The following is a 17,672-nucleotide window of genomic DNA, read 5'->3' on the forward strand; positions in this document are numbered from 1 at the left end:
ACAACAAGGAAAGAAATAGAAATGAAAGAAGCGCTTCTGAAATTAGTAGAACAGCATGGCACTCCGTTGTTCATACTCGATCACGATAAAATTCGGGAAAACTACCGGACATTTAAAAAACACTTACCGCGGGTTCAGTGTTATTACGCAGTCAAAGCAAATTCCACTCAGCAGATTATCGAGACTTTGTTCAAAGAAGGATCCAGTTTTGATGTAGCATCATACAACGAATTCATGCAGGTGTACCAGTATATAAAACATTTCGACAAAAAAGATAAAAAGCATTTTGTCTGGGATAAGATTATTTTTTCCAACACAATCAAAGACAAAATCACGCTGAGCAAGATCAAGCAATACAAACCCTTGGTGACATTTGACAATAGCGACGAACTGAAAAAGCTAAAAGATCATTGCGAGACTGCAGGATTGGTTGTGCGGCTGAAAGTTCCAGATACCGGTTCACAAGTTGAAATGAGTTCAAAATTTGGCGCCGAACCTGCCGATGCACAAAAACTGATACAACAAGCATTCGATATGGGATTAAAGGTTGAAGGTATTAGTTTTCACGTAGGCAGCCAATGTACAAATTTCGACAATTTCACAGCAGCGCTTGCTATCACTTCAGAGATTTTTAACGATGCCCGTAGAAAAGGATTCAATCTCAATTTGGTAGATATTGGCGGCGGATTTCCAGTTCCGTACGATCCGCAAGTACCGGAATTTAAAGTTCTTGCCGGTTTATTGAATTCAGAATTCAAAAGGCTGTTCCCGGATGACATTGAAATTCTTGCTGAACCTGGACGTTTCATGGTAGCAACCGCCGCGACGCTCGTTTCTGAAATCATCGGCAAAGCCCGCAGAGATGGAAAAGTATTCTATCATATCAATGATGGGGTGTATCATACTTTTTCTGGAGTAGTATACGATCATTGGATTCCGAACTTCAGTGCTTGGAAGGAAGGTGAAAAAGAAATATGCGCAGTGGTCGGACCCACATGCGACAGTTTCGATAAAATTACGTTATCGGCGGAACTGCCGGCAAGCCTGGAAGTTGGCGATTATCTTTTAACTGACAATATCGGAGCGTACAGTACAGCGTCGTCTACAAAATTTAACGGATTCAACGGATCAAAAATTATACACATGAATTTGTGAGATATTATTATTCATCGATTTGTGCGACAGTACCACGGTTTATTCGCGCCTGTACTAACTTACCAATCCAAGCACTCATCGAAGTATAAGAAAATACCACAACTGCCCAAAAGTAATAGAAACCAATGGTTTTAGGTATAGAATAATGACTCACTGCCATTGTTCCGTAATACAATAATGCTGAAATACCCGGTTCAAATATTGCTTTCCCTTTTGAGCGATAGCCGATATAGAATGCAATGACTATAGTTTCAAGGGTGGCAATTAATCGGACTATAGTGGGGGTGTTAATCAGGACGTTTAAAATATTAATATTTATATAGACCAGCACAACGCTGAAAATAATGCCGGGTAATAAAAGAACGACAACCATAAAACAATACCCAATTCCTACCCACCTCCAATCAATATGAATTTTCTTATCCGTTCTGAGCATTTTCTTTCTCCTTACTACAAAAACGATATACTCTTACTCTTTAAACTTACCGAAATATTGCCAATCACTCATTTTTCCATGGTTATCTATTCGCACTTTAACACTGGCATCCGAATAAATCTTTGATTGGCCGGTGAGAATAACAGTACTATCCATACCGGATGTTGTATATGTGCCATTTTCAGTCTCTGAAAGTTTAACTGGTAATATATATCCAATAAACGATCCATGACCACCGCCCAATTCATGAGGCAATGCTTTATACTGATGCACTTGCCAGGCAGTCGCATTGAGATCATTGATGATATTGTCCTTGTTGGTTTGGATTGCCGTCGAGGCTCTCAATGGGTTATCTATTATTTTTATTTCTATATACATTTTCAAAAAAGAATAGATTGCCAAGGCAAGAATAAAGGAACCTCCAATTATTGACAATATCGTATATGCTCGAGGAACATTATTATTCTTTTCTGTCGTTTTTTCTTCGTATCGTTTCTTCCAACCCAAGAAAAAGAGGGCCGGTGCAATGATAAAAAGAAGAATGCTGATGAGCAAATAAAGACGCTGAGAAAAAGGAACAAGATCAAGCGGGCTGCCTGAGAATTCTTTTTCACTATTCTTTATGGTTAAGTTTGATGCTTTATTCCAAGGCGAAGAGGTAATGCCGAAATTTCTATCAGATGTTCGATCAGGTAGGAAATAATAATTGAAAAAAAGTGAAAAGAGCACAGCGCCAGTGAGAATGACAAGCATGAATATAAAATCATTAGAGAAACCCAACGGCTCTTTCTTTTTATCCGGTTCAGGAGTATCAATTTTCTGATTCATGGTTTACTCCTTGCTCTGTGAGAATAAATTTTTCCTGTATGGTCCCTTTTTTGCCATTGATATTTTCAAAAAGCGGATTTCTTCCTCGTGCGTATCTATCTTGCGCAACGACTATTACTTGAGTATCTGTTAAAACAGTCAATGTGCATACCATTGAGGTATCCCATGCCTCGTGTAACTGATGGATATTTGATTGCACGGGAGCATGTGGATATGTTTGCTGAAATATTTGACCAAGAGTAGTATTCTTTACTTTTCCTTGAGTATGAAAGAGCTCAAGAACTTCGATGAGGTCATTCGGTACTTCAGATAAAATCAAGTCACGGCCAATAATACTTCTAATCGAAAGAAGCGTTTCTTTCTGCCAATAACTTTGATTTTCCGAGGTGATCCATGTCGTGATGATACAACCCAAGACGACAATACTGCAAATCACAGCGATAATGCGTGTCCGTACTGGGAAAGGATACCTTAATGTATAGATCATAAGTGCTGCAATGTAAAGCATTGCAATTATTCCGGCAGTATCCATCGAGGGCCACAATTCTGGCGAATTGCCCGGAAGAAAGAAACCAATGGTTACAATGGTGATGCCGACAAGAAGCCATTTTACTATCATATTACCCCCTATTCTGAACACAAAGTATAAAGAAGCTCTACATGTTCAAACAAATGAGTTAAAATATGCAGTTCGTTGTCGATTGCTATATTGGCATTGTCACGATGCTAAAAATAACTTGATCCATCCCAGCAATGTGTGCAGAGTTTCTCCTTGGGTAGTCCTATCGCTTCGACCAGATCATCCAGTTTCTGATATTGTAAAGATGTAAAATCAAGTCTCTTCCTAACTTGTTCTACCATAGATTTGTATTTATCATTTTCGGGATCAGAATACCCTTTCATATCGCAATCTTCTCTACCGGTAAGTTCTTTGACTGCAATGTACGATGCGAGATCCATGTTAGATCTAGAGCGGCTGAAATTAAGAAACTCACATGGAAATGTGAGAGGTGGACATGCGATACGCATGTGAACTTCCTTCATACCCGCATCATGCAAATCACGCACGTTATCTTTCAGCTGGGTGCCCCGCACAATCGAGTCATCAAGGAATATTCCTCGTTTTCCTTTTATCACCGATTCATTTGGTATGAGCTTCATTTTGGCAACTAAGTCACGCATATGTTGGCTTTGCGGCATAAAACTCCGCGGCCATGTAGGCGTGTATTTTGCATAGGGCCTTTTTAACGGAATTCTTTTTTCGTTACTGTATCCCATCGCATGCCCAATGCCGGAATCAGGAATGCCTGCAACAAAGTCCGCCTCTACAGAATCTCTCTTGGCAAGTGCTGCACCGCAGCGGTAACGGCATTCGTCGACATTTTTGCATTCATAAAACGATGGCGGATAACCATAATACACCCAGAGAAATGAACATATTTGCATGTTATCATTCGGCTTGCGCAATTGTTCATATCCATCTGCCGTGATACGTATAATTTCTCCGGGGCCTATATATTTTTCAATCTCATAGTTCAGGTTCGGGAATGCGCATGTTTCAAAAGCAACGGCATACGCTTCTTTTTTCTTTCCTAAAACAATGGGTGTCCTTCCAAGTTTATCGCGGGCCGCAATAATGCAATCCTCAGTTAAAATCAATATGGAGCAAGAACCTTTCACAAGATCATACACATTTTGTATACCGGATGTAAAGTCATCCCCTTCGGCAATCAGCATTGCAACCAGTTCAGTTGGATTAATTGCACCCTGACTCGTTTCTGTAAATGTGTGCCGCAATTTTAGGCATCGCTTTTCTAACTCTGCAATGTTGACAATCTTGCTTACCGTTGCCACAGCAAAGCGTCCCATATGCGATGTAACAAGAATCGGCTGAGCGTCAGTATCGCTGACGACACCGATTCCAAGATTTCCTGTGAAGCCGGTAATATTGGCTTCAAATTTATTTCTGAAATATCCGTCTTCTAGACTATGAATGGCACGCTGAAATCCGTTCTCTTGAGAGAAGAATGACATTCCTCCCCTTTTTGTGCCGAGGTGAGAATGATAATCGGTGCCGTAAAAAACATCCGACACACAGGAATGTTTTGCGATACTGCCAAAAAATCCACCCATAATTTTCCTTATGCAAGAATAAATATTTGGGGATGAAAAAATCTAGGCTGCGATGATGAAACAACATCGCTACAATAATACAAGAATATTTCTAATTATCTTAGAACTATTTTGAGGAAGACATTCAGGCTATATGTAAACTTGTTGGATTCTTTTCACGCCGCTTCTTGAACATCAATGCAAAATAAACGCCGAGCATTAACAACACAGCTGATAGTATGTACGGTCCAGAATGATGAATCTCGTACAAAAAGCCAGAAAGAATCGGTGCTATCACCATATATGCAGACATCAGCGCAGAGAGAACTCCCATCGTCTCTCCTTTCTTTGAAGGATCGGCTGCGGCTGCAGCTTGACTTGTAATAACAACGCGGAGTATAGCCTGGCCTGTTCCTGAACCAAGAAAGCTCAGATAAAACAACAATAAGATTTCTGTCGAGACCATGAGAGAGGAAATCGCTAGCACTAGAAGCATCATAATTTCAAGTTTTGACTCCGAAAATTTTTCCAGCCAAAACTTCTTAAGTAGAAAGCCCTGGTTCATCACAACAATCACACCGACCATCGTGAACATCATCCCGGTTTGAAACGCGCTAAATCCAAACACATCTTTTACAAATAGACCGAAGACTGTCTGGCTTGTTACAATGGCGAAGGCAAAGAATGACCATGTGAAATAAAGCGGGCGCAATTTTTCATCTCGTGCTGCTCGCATGAGCGGTGCAAGTGGATTAAAATTCATCGGACTGTGCGCATCGCGTTTATGATGTGTCTCTGGTAGAAAGAAAAATGCAGAGACAGCGTTTGTTGTGGCAAGTGCACCCGCGATCCAAAATGGAAATGCATGCGACACTTTACTTAACGCACCGCCAATCAAAGGGCCTAAAATGAATCCTATACCGAATGCCGCTCCAATAAGTCCAATATTTGCGGACCGCTCCTTTTCATCTTTCGCAAGATCTACCATATAACTTTGTGCCGTCGTGAAGTTTCCTGCAGCGCATCCGTCGATAATACGGCCAAGGAAAAGCATCCAAAGAGAATGTGCACTCGCAAAGACGAACCATCCTATTGCCGTGCTGGCAACACTGAGAAGAAAGATCGGTCTTCGTCCGATTCTATCTGACCACGCTCCGAGCAGCGGCGCACTCAAGAACGAAAAAAAGGAAAATGTGGCAAATAAAAGCGTAACGATGACTGCCGAAGCGCCGAATTCCGTAACATAGAACGGCAAGATAGGAATGACAATGCCGAATCCGATGACATCGACCAGAACAGACGAAATAACAATGAGTTTTTGTTTTTGCATATTTGAATTTAAAATAATATTAATTTGAATCAATTATTGAACACTGAAGTGATACGAAGAGGTTCCGTTTATCCTCACCTGCTGTCGAAATAACCGGACAGGAGATTCACAGAGACAATTGTTACGCTTGACATCGCACACCATTCACCGTACCTTACTGCCGAGGTGAGTGATGCCCGAAGTTACTTTGAAAGATATCCTTGCTGACCATACGAAAGAAGGCGAACTATACACCAAGTTATCAAATAACTGGGTGCAGTGTTTTGCTTGCGGACATCGATGTAAAGTCCCGCCGGATAAGGATGGAATTTGCAAAATTCGATTCAATCGACACGGAACGCTATTTGTTCCGCAGGGGTATGTCTCCGGTATTGCAATTGATCCAATAGAAAAGAAACCATTTTTTCATGCCTATCCGGGATCTTCTACTTTAAGTTTCGGTATGCTTGGCTGCGATTTTCATTGCTCATTTTGTCAAAACTGGATAACCTCACAAACTCTGCGCGATCCTCATGCCGTTTCTACTATCGAGGTAATAACGGCTGAAGAAATTGTTCGTCTTGCTCTTCGGCATAAAACGCCAATCATCACCAGTACCTACAACGAACCGCTCATTACAACTGAATGGGCTGTAGAAATATTCAAACTTGCAAAGAAGGCCGGACTTGTTACTTCGTATGTGTCGAACGGCAATGCCACGCCGGAAGTGCTCGACTATCTTCAGCCGTGGATTGATCTCTATAAAGTTGATTTGAAATCATTCCGTCAAAAAGCATATGGACAAATGGGCGGAGTGCTGCAGCATGTGCTTGACACAATCCCATCTCTGCACAAGCGCGGTAAGTGGGTTGAAGTCGTTACGCTTGTTGTTCCGGGAATGAATGATTCAAACGAAGAATTAACCGATATCGCCAAATTTATTCATTCCGTCTCGCCTGATATTCCTTGGCACGTGACGGCATATCACCAGGGATATAAAGTGACAGGTGAAGAGTTCACTCCCATCTCCACACTCATTCGTGCGGCAGAGATCGGTTACAAAGAAGGATTGCACTTTGTCTATACAGGCAATCGTCCGGGACAAACGCGCAACTACGAGAATACGTATTGTTATTCTTGTAACGAACTGCTTATTGAGCGCCGAGGGTTCCAGGTATTGCGTAACCGAATATCAAACGGAACGTGCTTCAAATGCGGCACAAAGATAGCCGGCAGATGGAAATGATATGATTTATATTATAATTGCTCAAGAGGAGATAATATGAATTTTACTTTCTTGCCTGATATTGTTAGTTTTTTCTTGCTTTGCTGGGCATTTAACTTGCTCTGGAAACAGCGGAAACAGTTTCAGTCTTTAATTCCAATTGCGATTGCTGTTGTTTTCTTATCCATCGGTAGAATTTCGGATGTTATTCTTGACTTATCAATATCTCGCTACTCGTCGTCTCCGCTTGGCTGGAAGCGCGAAAGTTTTGATTTAATTTTGACAAACGCCGGCAACATTTGCGATGTTTTAGGAATATTGCTTCTTGTTTACGGATTTCTTAAAACAATCGAGTTCCAGAAAAAGGAAAAAAAGCGGATTCAAGATTTGGAAACTTTGCTTCCGCTTTGTGCATGGTGTAAAAAATATCGCGCGGAAAACGGCGAGTGGAAACCCATTGAAGATTATCTCCGCGATAGCGGTGCACCGGCAGTGACACATGGTATTTGCCCGGAGTGTGCCGTTGAGCAAATGAATATAGCAAAACAAAAAGATTAACAAACCACCAGATTGTTTCAACACGAAGCGACAATAAAGATCAAAGGACGGACAATGAAAACAAAATCATTCACCATCGCTGCATCGTTTCCATTTTCACCTGAAGCCGTATTCACGGCTCTCACAAATGTACGCCAGATAGCCAAATGGAGTGGTCAGAATGGGAAAGTACAACCGACTATCGGCGGAAAGATGGAACTGTTCGATGGCTGGGTAAAAGGAATAGTACTCGCGTACGAATCAGGCAAACGGCTTTCCTTCACATGGAAACCTTCGGAATGGGCGAAGGAAAACAAAGCATCTATCGTCACGTGTCACTTCAAACCGACAAAAACCGGAACGAAGCTCACCTTGAAACACTCAGGTTTTCCGAATGACGGCGAACGGCAAAGCCATAAAATTGGCTGGACTGAATTTGTATTCGAACCGTTGAACATGTATCTTACATCAAAACAAATATAAGATATCTAGGTACCACATTGTGAATTGATGAAGCGAACCTTTTATATTTCCCTAAATTCTTTTATGATAAACCCGATGAAGACAATCATGTTACGTGCATGCATACTTGCACCAACGATGTTGTGCCTGTACAGCTGCGCAACGCCGCCGAAAGCCGAGAAGGAAGCGGTAGCAAAAAAACCCGAGATCACCATTCAGATTGCAAGCATCAATCTTGCCAATTTTAGCAAGAGAATTGAACGAAATAATATAATCGAACTCGTGAAGACTCTTAAAAGTGAACAAGTTGAAATTCTTGCAATACAAGGTATTTCGCGTTATCCTGGCGTTTCATCGCGAGTAGATTTTATCAATGAACTTTCTGCAAAGATCGACTGGCGCAATGCTTTCGGCGAAATGCAGAATATTTCCGGCAGACAAACTGGAAATGCAATTTTCAGTGTGTACCCTCTGCTTTCCCACTATAATTTTTCATGGGACGCGGTGAGATCAACAAGCTTCGAGGCGGCATTGCAAGCGACCGTTGACGCAGGAGCGCGATCGCTCGTCGTTGTAAGCACGCAATTGCCGCCTAAAGCAACAGCAAATGAGCAGGCACAATGCTTAAAATTGATTGCCGCCATGAATCCTGATACAACCCATCAGCTTCTTATTGTTGCCGGAAATATGCCGACGGATGAAATCATTCGCACGACAAATTCGTTCGCCGAGGTTCCACCACCTGAATCCGTTAAAAGTACAACTTCAAGAATATGGTATTCGGCAAGTACATCGCTTCAATTACTCACAACCCGATCGGTGGAAACGGTGTTTGGAACACTAGTCATTGCTCAGTTTGGAGTATTGAGACAATGAAAGCATTGAAATTCCAATGATCAATTGATTATTCAGGAGTTAAGACAGCAGCACTATGTGGACATTTAATATTTCACTCCTAGAAGTTGCGCTAAGAACTGTTATCGTGTATGCAATTGTACTGGCGGGAATTCGCCTCACGGGCAAGCGTGAAGTCGGGCAAATGGCATCATTTGAATTGGTGCTTATCTTGCTTCTGGCAAATGCTGTGCAGAACGCAATGACTGGCCCAGATACATCTCTTACTGGCGGCGTTGTTGGGGCATGCACGCTGCTCGTTACCAATGCAATCGTTACTCGAGTTTCTTCTCGCTCACGCAAATTGCGTACAGCACTTGAAGGAACACCAACGGTGCTCATACACAGGGGAGTTGTGGTTAAAAAGAATATGGAGAAAGAACACATCGCGAACGAAGAACTTGAACAGGCACTTCGTGAGCATGGCATTTCAAAATTTACAGATGTTGGCATTGCAGTGCTGGAAGTTGATGGATCCATCAGTGTACTGAAGAAAGATGAATTGCCCTCCGCAGTCCGCCCGCATCATCATATCCGATTTATTGTGAAAAATAAAAGCTAATTGTCATACTGAGAGCCAAAATTACTTAACAAAAACCTATGTCGAACGAAAACAAACTTGACCTGCAGGCATTAAAAGAGCGCATCGGCAAACATCTGCGGACAGCAGATGAATTTACACGCTACCAGCGTTACGAAGAAGCAATTTTAGAAATAGACTCTGCCTTAAAAATCGATCCAAAAAATAATTTCGCACGCTCGTTTCTTGAACGAGTCAAGCTCATGCAAAAACGCTCACAACAAAACGCAGCCGTGCAAAGCGGTCCGGCAGAGCTGACGCTGGAAGAGCGTATGGAAATTATTTCCCGGCACCTTTCTACGGCAGAAGATTTTGTCAACAAAAAAGATTATAAAGCTGCACTGGAAGAGATTGCAGAGGTTTATAAAATTGACCCCAAGAATTACTATGCCCAAACATTTTCCGAACGGATTGATACATTGATGCAAGAAGGAAGTGTTGATGGGGCGAAGTTATTCAAACCGGTACTACAGGCAGAAGAATCAGACCGTGTGAGGCCTCAAGAGGATGAACGGGGCAGCATCATTATGTATCGTGAGCTTCTTAAAAATGTCTGGCTCGATGGAAAGGTAAGCGACGAGGAGGCACAGGAACTCACCGCTGTGCGAGAGCTGTTCGGCATTACTCAGGAAGACCATGAAAAACTTGAGCGCCATGTTAAAATTGAAGCGTATCTCGAAGCACTCCACATTGCATGGCGGAACAATCTTCTGACAGAAGCAGAAAAGAAGACCCTGCACATGATGCGTGAAAAATATGACATCTCGCCGGAAGAACAAAAAATCTCAGAAGCGCGATACGATGAGGTGAAACGTCCATCAAAGTCGCACGGTACAATCCTTATTGTTGATACCGATCGAAAGATACTTGTGTCATTGGGCAAAGCCCTCAAACAACGGGGATATACTATCCTGATGGCACAGAAAGTAGAAGACGCTTACCAGATTCTTTCCGCACAGACTCCTCATATCATCATGTCGGAACTCTTTTTTACGAATTCACAAATTGACGGTGTAGCCTTTTTCGAGAAGCTGCGAGAACATTCTGTCCTTAAGGATGTGCCATTTGTTATTATGAGTTCTCTTACTGATAGGAAAATTATTCAAGCAGGTTTGCGCCTCGGTGTTGATCATTATATCACGAAGCCGGTTGATATCGACTTATTATTAGCAATAATAGATGGAAAGTTGCGAACGTCATTGTGACCCCGCAAATATTCTCGTTCGCTTGGATTTAAAAGTCGTTGAAACAGCATCAATAATATTGCTTTATACGAATGCAGAAAAAAGGAAATAAGAAGGAATAGATTGCCCCGGAATAATTCTACCAATCACTGCATAACTGCACGGCACTTTTGGTCAGAGACATTGTCTTACCGCTCATGAAGTAGATAAGTATACAAAAAAATCGAAGAAAAACGCACATCCATCGATTGTATGTCTGCTGTATCACATCTTGTTCCTACATCACATTCGGTTTCCCATCCGTAATATATCTTTCATTCGAAAATTCATTGAAGTAATATTTACAATAGAATGAAAACATAATAATTTGGATTCATCGAAAATGGAAAAAACAATGTTCACGAAAAGACCACTTTCTGTTGATACAACAAAAGAATTCACCGGCGAACATCTTCGAGAGGCAGACAAGTTCGTCCGTCTCAAACGGTATGATGACGCCTTGCAGGAAATTGAAACCGCCTATAAAATTGATCCGAAAAACGCATACATTCGTTCTTTTCTTGAACGGACACAGTATATGATCGAGAAGGAAAATGAAAAGCGATCGCAGGTGTTCGGTGAAACGAGCAAGACGAACGAAGACCGTATGGAAGTCATATCAGAATTGTTCGCATCCGCAGAAACCTTCACGAAGGAAAAAAAATACCCAAAAGCATTGAATGAGCTGGCAAAAGTATATCGTATTGATCCAAAGAATTATAACGCCCATGCATTATCAGATCGTATCGTGGCATTGATGCGGGCTGAAAAGGACTTACCTAAAACGCAGACTCCTCAATCTATCGAATCAACGCCGGACATAGTTCTGTTAGAAAAACCAGTCAATGTTGTAGAAAACGAAATACCAACGCAGCCTGTAGATATTCCGCAGCCGCAATCAACACCAATCAGCGAGCAGCAAGAAGAGTTTAGCCGGTTCGCATTATACAGGGAGTTGCTCAAGGAATGCTGGGCAGACGGTGTTATTACTCACGAAGATTCTGAGATGCTTCATCGTGCGCGTTCACAATATTCAATTTCCTTTGATACCCATTGCCAAATTGAAGTTGACATCAAGATCGATGCGTACGTTGACGCGTTACGTATTGTGTGGAGAGACGGCGTTGTGGATGATCATGAAAATGAAATCTTAGAAATCATGCGTAAGAAATACGGAATCACACAGGAAGAACAAGCGGCAGCAGAGAAGAAATTTTCTGCATTTCGTACAACCAACCAATCAAAGGCAATGATCCTGATCGTAGAGAATGATCATGATAACTCGATATATGTTGCGCGGGCACTTATGAATCATGGCTATGATGTTAAAATTGAACGACACCCGGATGATGCGATTCACTTTCTAAGCACACATACACCGGATCTCATTCTGAGTGAAGCTGTTTTTCCACAAGTGAACACAGATGGTTTTGAGTTCTTTCAGAGAACGCGTTTGGACAAACGGTTGAGTCCGATACCATTTCTCATGATGACGGAACTCGGCGATGCGCGCGTTATGCGAGCGGGATTACGCATGGGAGTGGATTATTTTATTCCCAAACCTTTACATATCGGTTACATGGTGGCAATTATAGAGGGCAAACTCAAATCTGAACTGCAAACAACTTCGAAGTAAACAATGCTTTGGGTCGAAAGCAAAAAGTGTCTTTTACTCTGGACTGATAACCTCACCGACCACAGGCAAATGGATCAATTGAAGCTCCTTCTTTCCTTCTTTACTCACCATTGCATGCTCAAAATAAAATTTAACTCCTTTGGCGTTTTGCAGGTACGGTGAATCCTGCAAATGATAATGCAGTACCGGCTCTGTTGCATTTCCAGAACTGCCGCACTTTGCAAGCACTTGCCCGCGGATTACTTTATCTCCCACTTTTACACGAATACTTCCTTGTTTCAAAAAGGCAAGAACTGAATATTCTTTTCCGGAATGCTGGATGATTATTGTGTTGCCGATTTGTGCGTACGGATTGCGCGTGCCGGGAGAATTCTCACGAATGCCGTCAATAACTTCAACAACCGTACCGTTGGCTGGAGCGATAATATCCTTTCCGTATCCGACATAATCTTCATTTGCTTTTCCATCATTCTTATAGCGAGATCCGCCTGCATCTGTTCCGGAAAATTCGTACGCATACTGTTGCTGCAGCAAGTTACTCTGCGATGTGCCTTCGCGTAATTCGCCGCCGGCGATGACAGCCCACGTGCCTGTAAATGGTACATATAATTGCGTCTGTTGTTTGTCGCGAACGACTGGAGCAACGGGCTGCTTCACCGGACTGGGTGATGGTGTGGAACTCGGTGCAACTTCCTTCACAGCTTCTGAATATGCGGAAGAATCTGAGTTAGATTTAGGTGCTGCCGGCTTCGCGGACGACGAAATTGGTGTTTGGACTGCCGCTGCATTTGGTTCTGTTGTATTTGATGGATTCGGTTGAGGTTCCGAAGCAACGTGAGTAGTAAAAAGAAAACCTTTTATCTTTCCTTGATCATCGATGTAAAGCGTCAAATCTTGTGCACCGCGTTCGGAATACATAACACAAAAAGCTTGGTCTACTGCTCTCACTTCAGGCGGATCTACTTTGATAACTTTTCCGAAAGTATCAAAATTGTTTTTAAAAAAATACGTCGTTTTAAAAAGGGGAAACGCAGCCGACATCCCTTTGTCGTACTCCCGCACTATTCCATTATAATCCTGGTTGTTCATTGCCTCAACCAGCCGGTTGATAATTTTTACAAACCTCTCTTTTCCCTGTTCCTGTGCAAACAGCGGCTGCGCGATGCCCAAGAATAAAAGAATGTATATCGTTCTCCTCATGATCGATCCTTTCATAAGACTCTGCTTCGCTTGGTTTCCTTTCTGAGGAGCCGGCGTTCAATTACACGACCGAACCGTTGAACATTAGACCTTTTTTTTGTAAGAATCAATATCTGAGTACCCATCAAAAAAAAGGCAGGTTGGTCACCTGCCTTTTATTACCTCATTTAGAATTTCATTTCAAAATTTGCCGAATTTGAATGTTAGATTCGCTGAAGGTCCGCTCAAATCAGCGTTGGTAGATACTACGCTCTTTAAACCGCTCACATACCGATAACTGACGCCGGCGGCAACGCGAAAGAAGCGTGTAACATTGAGATTCGCATTGATATTTGGTTCAAATACAAAAAATGCGTTCTTATTGTGTGAAGCATTAAAGGCATCATTGTCTTCAAATTTATATCCTATTCCGCCTCCGCCAACAAGCATGCCTATGGAAAGGTGAATAAGATCATTGGACGATGCAATGTATTCAAGCTCTAAACCACCGTATCCCATTTCGATATACTGATGAACTGAATCTGATACCTTCGATTTCACGTCAGTCACTAACCCATACCCCCCGCCGCCAAGAATGAACGAATGATTGATAATCCATCCGCCGCGACCGCCGACCATGACTGAATTTTCGCCGTTGATATTTGTTACTTTGAGAACCGGGCCGCCGAATCCGCCGCTTTCAATCTCGCCGTTGATGAGCGTTGCTTCCTGTGAAAAGGCAGAGAACGTGAATACAATAACGAGAAGAAACAAAAGTTTTTTCATGATAACCTCGATTGTTACGGTGTAACATTTATGTGTGATTTATACCGATGAAAAACATGTATTATTACGGTAACAACTGCGAAGAAGTTGCAGGAAGGCGGATTCCTAATGATCTTTCCAATTCCACCAGAGAAGCAGTTCAGGATCATGACGCTTGTGCGAAGCATAATACACTGCGCATCGAAATACATACAACAAACAGCGATCAACCGGTTGTCCAACCAGAACGCAGTGTTTCCAATAAAGCAATTCTGGATTCTTATTCTTCAACGCATCAACGGAGCGAATACCGAGATTCCAAAGATCAAGCGAAATGCTTTTACCAACACCTGGAATTGTACATAGTTCTTGAATTACTTTTTCTCTGTGCAAAATATTGTTTGAGGCATTCATCGTCTTTCATCTTTTCCTACTATGTTCGCTCATATCTATGAATGGAGAGTGCTGCCTACGACGGATTTTCTGACAATGAATTCAATTGCGTATGAATCTCCTGCAGTAATCTGAATGTCAGCCAAAAGGCAATCACTTCTAACACCAGCACAATCCCAAACGAGCTTTCATAAAGAATCTTCCAGAGTAACGCTGGCTCCTCAACGCTGTACGGCACTGGAGCACTGAATCTTGTATAAATGTTGTAGATCAATTCTGCCGGCAATATGCCAAGCAATACGACTGCCCCCTGTCGCGCTGACGGCGTGGATAAAAAGAGAACTGCTGCAAGAGGTGCCAGACAGAGTATTAAAAAGATCGGCATGTAGTCCGTCAACACATACAGTAGATCTATTTTTCCATGGGCATAATTATAAAGAATATAAAGTACTGTGTGCGCTGAAATCAAATACGTTGCTTGCTTAGCACGCAAGCGGGTATTTTCGTTTTGTACCATGATAATCTCCTTTCAAGAATTAGAGTGAACGGTGCCGGTCAGTTCTGAAGAATTCTCCGTGCACGCACGAACTTCTTCAGGAGCGGCTCTTCATAATAGTCCGATGATGGATTCAAACTGCTCACCCGTACTCTTTTTGAACTGTGAAGGTACAATCCGTTTTCCAGGTATAAAGCAACATGGGTAATACGTTCCTGCCGTTTCGCTGTCGCTTTTCGGCCGAAGAATAGTAAATCCCCCTTCTCCAAATTTTGGAAATTCTCCCCCGGCTCAATGGGCTTTCCTTGCTGTGCCTGCTGCCTGGCATCACGATTTAATTCCACGCCATTCAAATGGTACACAGTTTTTACAAACCCTGAACAATCCATACCTTTCACTGACATGCCGCCCCAGAGATAACGAATGCCCAAAAATGATCTCGCGGTCTTCTCAAGATTCTCGCCTGTCGGCACCCGGCTTCTCTTCCATTCGTCAAGGTCTTGAACAAGCGACTCCGGCACAAATCCATTTTTTCCATCTGCACGTTCCACTGCAATCCACCCGTTTTGCCTGCCGTTGTTTTTCAAAATACATCCGTCAATTATTTCGCACACAGCTGTAGAGGATGTATCTGTTCGTGCATGTACTACGCCCATAAAATTTGTGACAATCACTTTGGAGGCAGCATTCCATGCATCCACACCAGCTTGATTGCACACAACCATGGAAGCAGAATCGAGCCAGCCAAGATAGTGATCGGGAGTTTGAATGAAAAAATATCCGCGTTCCTTTTTCAGCAATGTAACAATAGTCCCCATCAATGCTTGCGTCAGAAGCTCTTCCTGCTTTCCTGGTCTCCGGCGAACATCAGCCACAGGAAGTGTAACGATACCCGCTATGTTCGGTCCGAGTGCAGCTTCGGGCAACACATGGATACTGTCGATCACTGTGCCCTTGACAATTTTTTGCAATGCATGAATTACAGCACTCTTCGCTTCAGGGTTATCGACTTCTCCATGGAGGATAATTCCTTTTTCGACCTGTCTATAAGAAATGTCAAAAACTGCGAGCTGCAAATCTGGTGCATAACGCTGCTGAACGGATTGGAGAATGTGTTTGATTTGGACAGTATTGATCTGACTATTATTACGGATAACTCCCATACGCTGTTGATATGGTGTAACTCGTGCCGCTCCTGCGAACAGTAAGAGAAGAACAACAATAGAATATTTTGCGAAAAAAAATTTCATCAACGCACAGTCTTACGATAAGTGAAAAAAGTTTTATAGGAAGAATATACAAGAAATCTTCACCTCGTTCAACCGTTGCAAAATGATGCCTATCTATCAGACATGGGTGTCACGGTCCCCCGTAAAATACACGAGGCAGGCATACCGTGACACTAAAATGAATTGTTATCAATAACTCCTCGTCACGAAGTGGTTCGTGACGCCCCAGTGTAAAATACCTTGCATTTAGATTACCGATTAAATAGATTAACCGGAGAAAAGCGGGCGGGCTGTTGGGGATTGATGGGCGGGTAATAAAAGCAGGGCAGGTTCCTTTCAGTGCCAACCACAAGCCGTTGTAGAATATTGCCGCCTAACCAAACGATTTCTACTATCCCGCATGAAAACAGTGGGAGTTTCCAACTATTAGACACCATTTATTTATGAGAGAAGAACATTACGACATTTCCGGTATAAACTTTAACTTCTCAATAATGAGGATTAATACCCTAAGCGTTCTTTGGATTTGTGCGTTAGTTGTGGCAATCAGAATGAATTATGAAGCGACATTCCTGACCTGGGAGCAGGGGCCACAAATGATAGGATTTAGTTTTGTTCATTCCTATGGGGCATTATTGATATTAGCGTCGCTCATTCTAATCATAATAACTTTTATCCAGATGGTTAGAATAATAATCAAGTTATTCAAGAAATCGAAGATTGAACGTCAATACTTTATTTGTTTCATAATTTCGATCTTCTTTATTTGCTTAAACTTTATTCCTTATAGTGTTGCACAGACATTTATGATTCATTCCCAAGGATTACCAAAAGATACTCTACGATTCTTTACAAACGCAGCACATGATGGCGATCTAGGAATAATGAAATTGATGATAAAGAAAAGGTATCAGCCAGACAGCACCGTCTTTTCGACTTGTTTGTTTAATGCTTGTTTCAGTGGACATAGAGATGTTATAGAGTATTCCTTGGAACATGGTGCCAACATCAATTATCAAACCGATGATTTTAAGACGACACCATTAATGATTGCTGCCGAGAAAGACGAATCAGAAACAATTGAATTTTTATTGGCGCATGGGGCTAATCCTAGGTTAAGAGACGAATTTGAAGAAGAAAGAACAGCGTTGGATTGGGCTGTATATTATAAAAATAAAAAAAGTATTTCAATATTGAGCAAGTATAAATAGTG

Annotated in this window: 19 protein-coding genes; 9 read left to right on the forward strand and 10 right to left on the reverse strand. The window is 42.1% G+C overall.

Annotation, left to right across the window (positions count from 1 at the left end; translation table 11 throughout):
* Positions 1-21: 21 nt before the first annotated feature.
* Positions 22-1,155, forward strand: a complete 1,134-nt coding sequence (locus NTX44_15205) for a type III PLP-dependent enzyme (protein MCX6122958.1) — start codon at positions 22-24, stop codon at positions 1,153-1,155.
* Between the two features lie 7 nt (positions 1,156-1,162).
* On the opposite strand, the gene NTX44_15210 is transcribed toward NTX44_15205, so the two are convergent.
* The 5 genes from NTX44_15210 to NTX44_15230 all read right to left on the reverse strand — a co-directional run bounded on the left by NTX44_15210 (position 1,163) and on the right by NTX44_15230 (position 5,861).
* Positions 1,163-1,591 (reverse strand): hypothetical protein, encoded by a 429-nt coding sequence (locus NTX44_15210; GenBank protein MCX6122959.1) that lies wholly within the window; start codon positions 1,589-1,591, stop codon positions 1,163-1,165.
* A gap of 33 nt (positions 1,592-1,624) precedes the next feature.
* Complete coding sequence (locus tag NTX44_15215) at positions 1,625-2,419, reverse strand: hypothetical protein (GenBank protein ID MCX6122960.1); 795 nt, start codon at positions 2,417-2,419, stop codon at positions 1,625-1,627.
* The gene (locus NTX44_15220) at positions 2,403-3,038 is read right to left on the reverse strand and encodes a hypothetical protein (protein MCX6122961.1); all 636 of its coding nucleotides are present in this window, start codon (positions 3,036-3,038) and stop codon (positions 2,403-2,405) included. Before NTX44_15220 ends, NTX44_15215 begins: the two co-directional genes overlap by 17 nt.
* 107 nt (positions 3,039-3,145) lie before the next feature.
* Positions 3,146-4,552 (reverse strand): amidophosphoribosyltransferase, encoded by a 1,407-nt coding sequence (locus NTX44_15225; protein MCX6122962.1) that lies wholly within the window; start codon positions 4,550-4,552, stop codon positions 3,146-3,148.
* A 124-nt stretch (positions 4,553-4,676) separates the two neighbouring features.
* Positions 4,677-5,861, reverse strand: a complete 1,185-nt coding sequence (locus tag NTX44_15230; protein MCX6122963.1) for an MFS transporter — start codon at positions 5,859-5,861, stop codon at positions 4,677-4,679.
* Positions 5,862-6,033: 172 nt separating this feature from the next.
* Between NTX44_15230 and amrS the strand changes: the two genes are divergently transcribed.
* The 7 genes from amrS to NTX44_15265 all read left to right on the forward strand — a co-directional run bounded on the left by amrS (position 6,034) and on the right by NTX44_15265 (position 12,397).
* Positions 6,034-7,086 (forward strand): AmmeMemoRadiSam system radical SAM enzyme, encoded by a 1,053-nt coding sequence (gene amrS, locus NTX44_15235; protein MCX6122964.1) that lies wholly within the window; start codon positions 6,034-6,036, stop codon positions 7,084-7,086.
* Between the two features lie 36 nt (positions 7,087-7,122).
* A complete protein-coding gene (locus tag NTX44_15240; protein MCX6122965.1) occupies positions 7,123-7,623 on the forward strand; it encodes a hypothetical protein in 501 nt (166 codons plus the stop codon).
* Between the two features lie 54 nt (positions 7,624-7,677).
* On the forward strand, positions 7,678-8,085 hold the full coding sequence (locus NTX44_15245; GenBank protein ID MCX6122966.1) for an SRPBCC domain-containing protein: 408 nt from the start codon (positions 7,678-7,680) through the stop codon (positions 8,083-8,085).
* A 75-nt stretch (positions 8,086-8,160) separates the two neighbouring features.
* The gene (locus tag NTX44_15250; GenBank protein ID MCX6122967.1) at positions 8,161-8,940 is read left to right on the forward strand and encodes a hypothetical protein; all 780 of its coding nucleotides are present in this window, start codon (positions 8,161-8,163) and stop codon (positions 8,938-8,940) included.
* Positions 8,941-8,995: 55 nt separating this feature from the next.
* Positions 8,996-9,520, forward strand: a complete 525-nt coding sequence (locus tag NTX44_15255) for a DUF421 domain-containing protein (GenBank protein MCX6122968.1) — start codon at positions 8,996-8,998, stop codon at positions 9,518-9,520.
* 38 nt (positions 9,521-9,558) lie between these two features.
* The gene (locus NTX44_15260) at positions 9,559-10,743 is read left to right on the forward strand and encodes a response regulator (GenBank protein ID MCX6122969.1); all 1,185 of its coding nucleotides are present in this window, start codon (positions 9,559-9,561) and stop codon (positions 10,741-10,743) included.
* Between the two features lie 373 nt (positions 10,744-11,116).
* A complete protein-coding gene (locus tag NTX44_15265) occupies positions 11,117-12,397 on the forward strand; it encodes a response regulator (GenBank protein ID MCX6122970.1) in 1,281 nt (426 codons plus the stop codon).
* Between the two features lie 33 nt (positions 12,398-12,430).
* Here the strand turns inward: NTX44_15265 and NTX44_15270 are convergent, their stop codons facing one another.
* The 5 genes from NTX44_15270 to NTX44_15290 form a co-directional block, all read right to left on the reverse strand.
* Positions 12,431-13,597, reverse strand: coding sequence for a peptidoglycan DD-metalloendopeptidase family protein (locus NTX44_15270; GenBank protein ID MCX6122971.1), 1,167 nt, complete (start codon positions 13,595-13,597; stop codon positions 12,431-12,433).
* A gap of 180 nt (positions 13,598-13,777) precedes the next feature.
* On the reverse strand, positions 13,778-14,362 hold the full coding sequence (locus NTX44_15275) for a hypothetical protein (GenBank protein ID MCX6122972.1): 585 nt from the start codon (positions 14,360-14,362) through the stop codon (positions 13,778-13,780).
* Between the two features lie 105 nt (positions 14,363-14,467).
* Complete coding sequence (locus NTX44_15280) at positions 14,468-14,755, reverse strand: hypothetical protein (GenBank protein MCX6122973.1); 288 nt, start codon at positions 14,753-14,755, stop codon at positions 14,468-14,470.
* Positions 14,756-14,810: 55 nt separating this feature from the next.
* Complete coding sequence (locus NTX44_15285) at positions 14,811-15,251, reverse strand: hypothetical protein (protein MCX6122974.1); 441 nt, start codon at positions 15,249-15,251, stop codon at positions 14,811-14,813.
* Positions 15,252-15,289: 38 nt separating this feature from the next.
* A complete protein-coding gene (locus NTX44_15290; protein MCX6122975.1) occupies positions 15,290-16,480 on the reverse strand; it encodes a C40 family peptidase in 1,191 nt (396 codons plus the stop codon).
* A gap of 422 nt (positions 16,481-16,902) precedes the next feature.
* Between NTX44_15290 and NTX44_15295 the strand changes: the two genes are divergently transcribed.
* On the forward strand, positions 16,903-17,670 hold the full coding sequence (locus tag NTX44_15295) for an ankyrin repeat domain-containing protein (GenBank protein MCX6122976.1): 768 nt from the start codon (positions 16,903-16,905) through the stop codon (positions 17,668-17,670).
* The last annotated feature ends 2 nt before the right edge of the window (positions 17,671-17,672 follow it).

Source organism: Ignavibacteriales bacterium (assembly GCA_026390575.1).
Taxonomy (GTDB): Bacteria; Bacteroidota; Ignavibacteria; order UBA10030; family UBA10030; genus Fen-1298.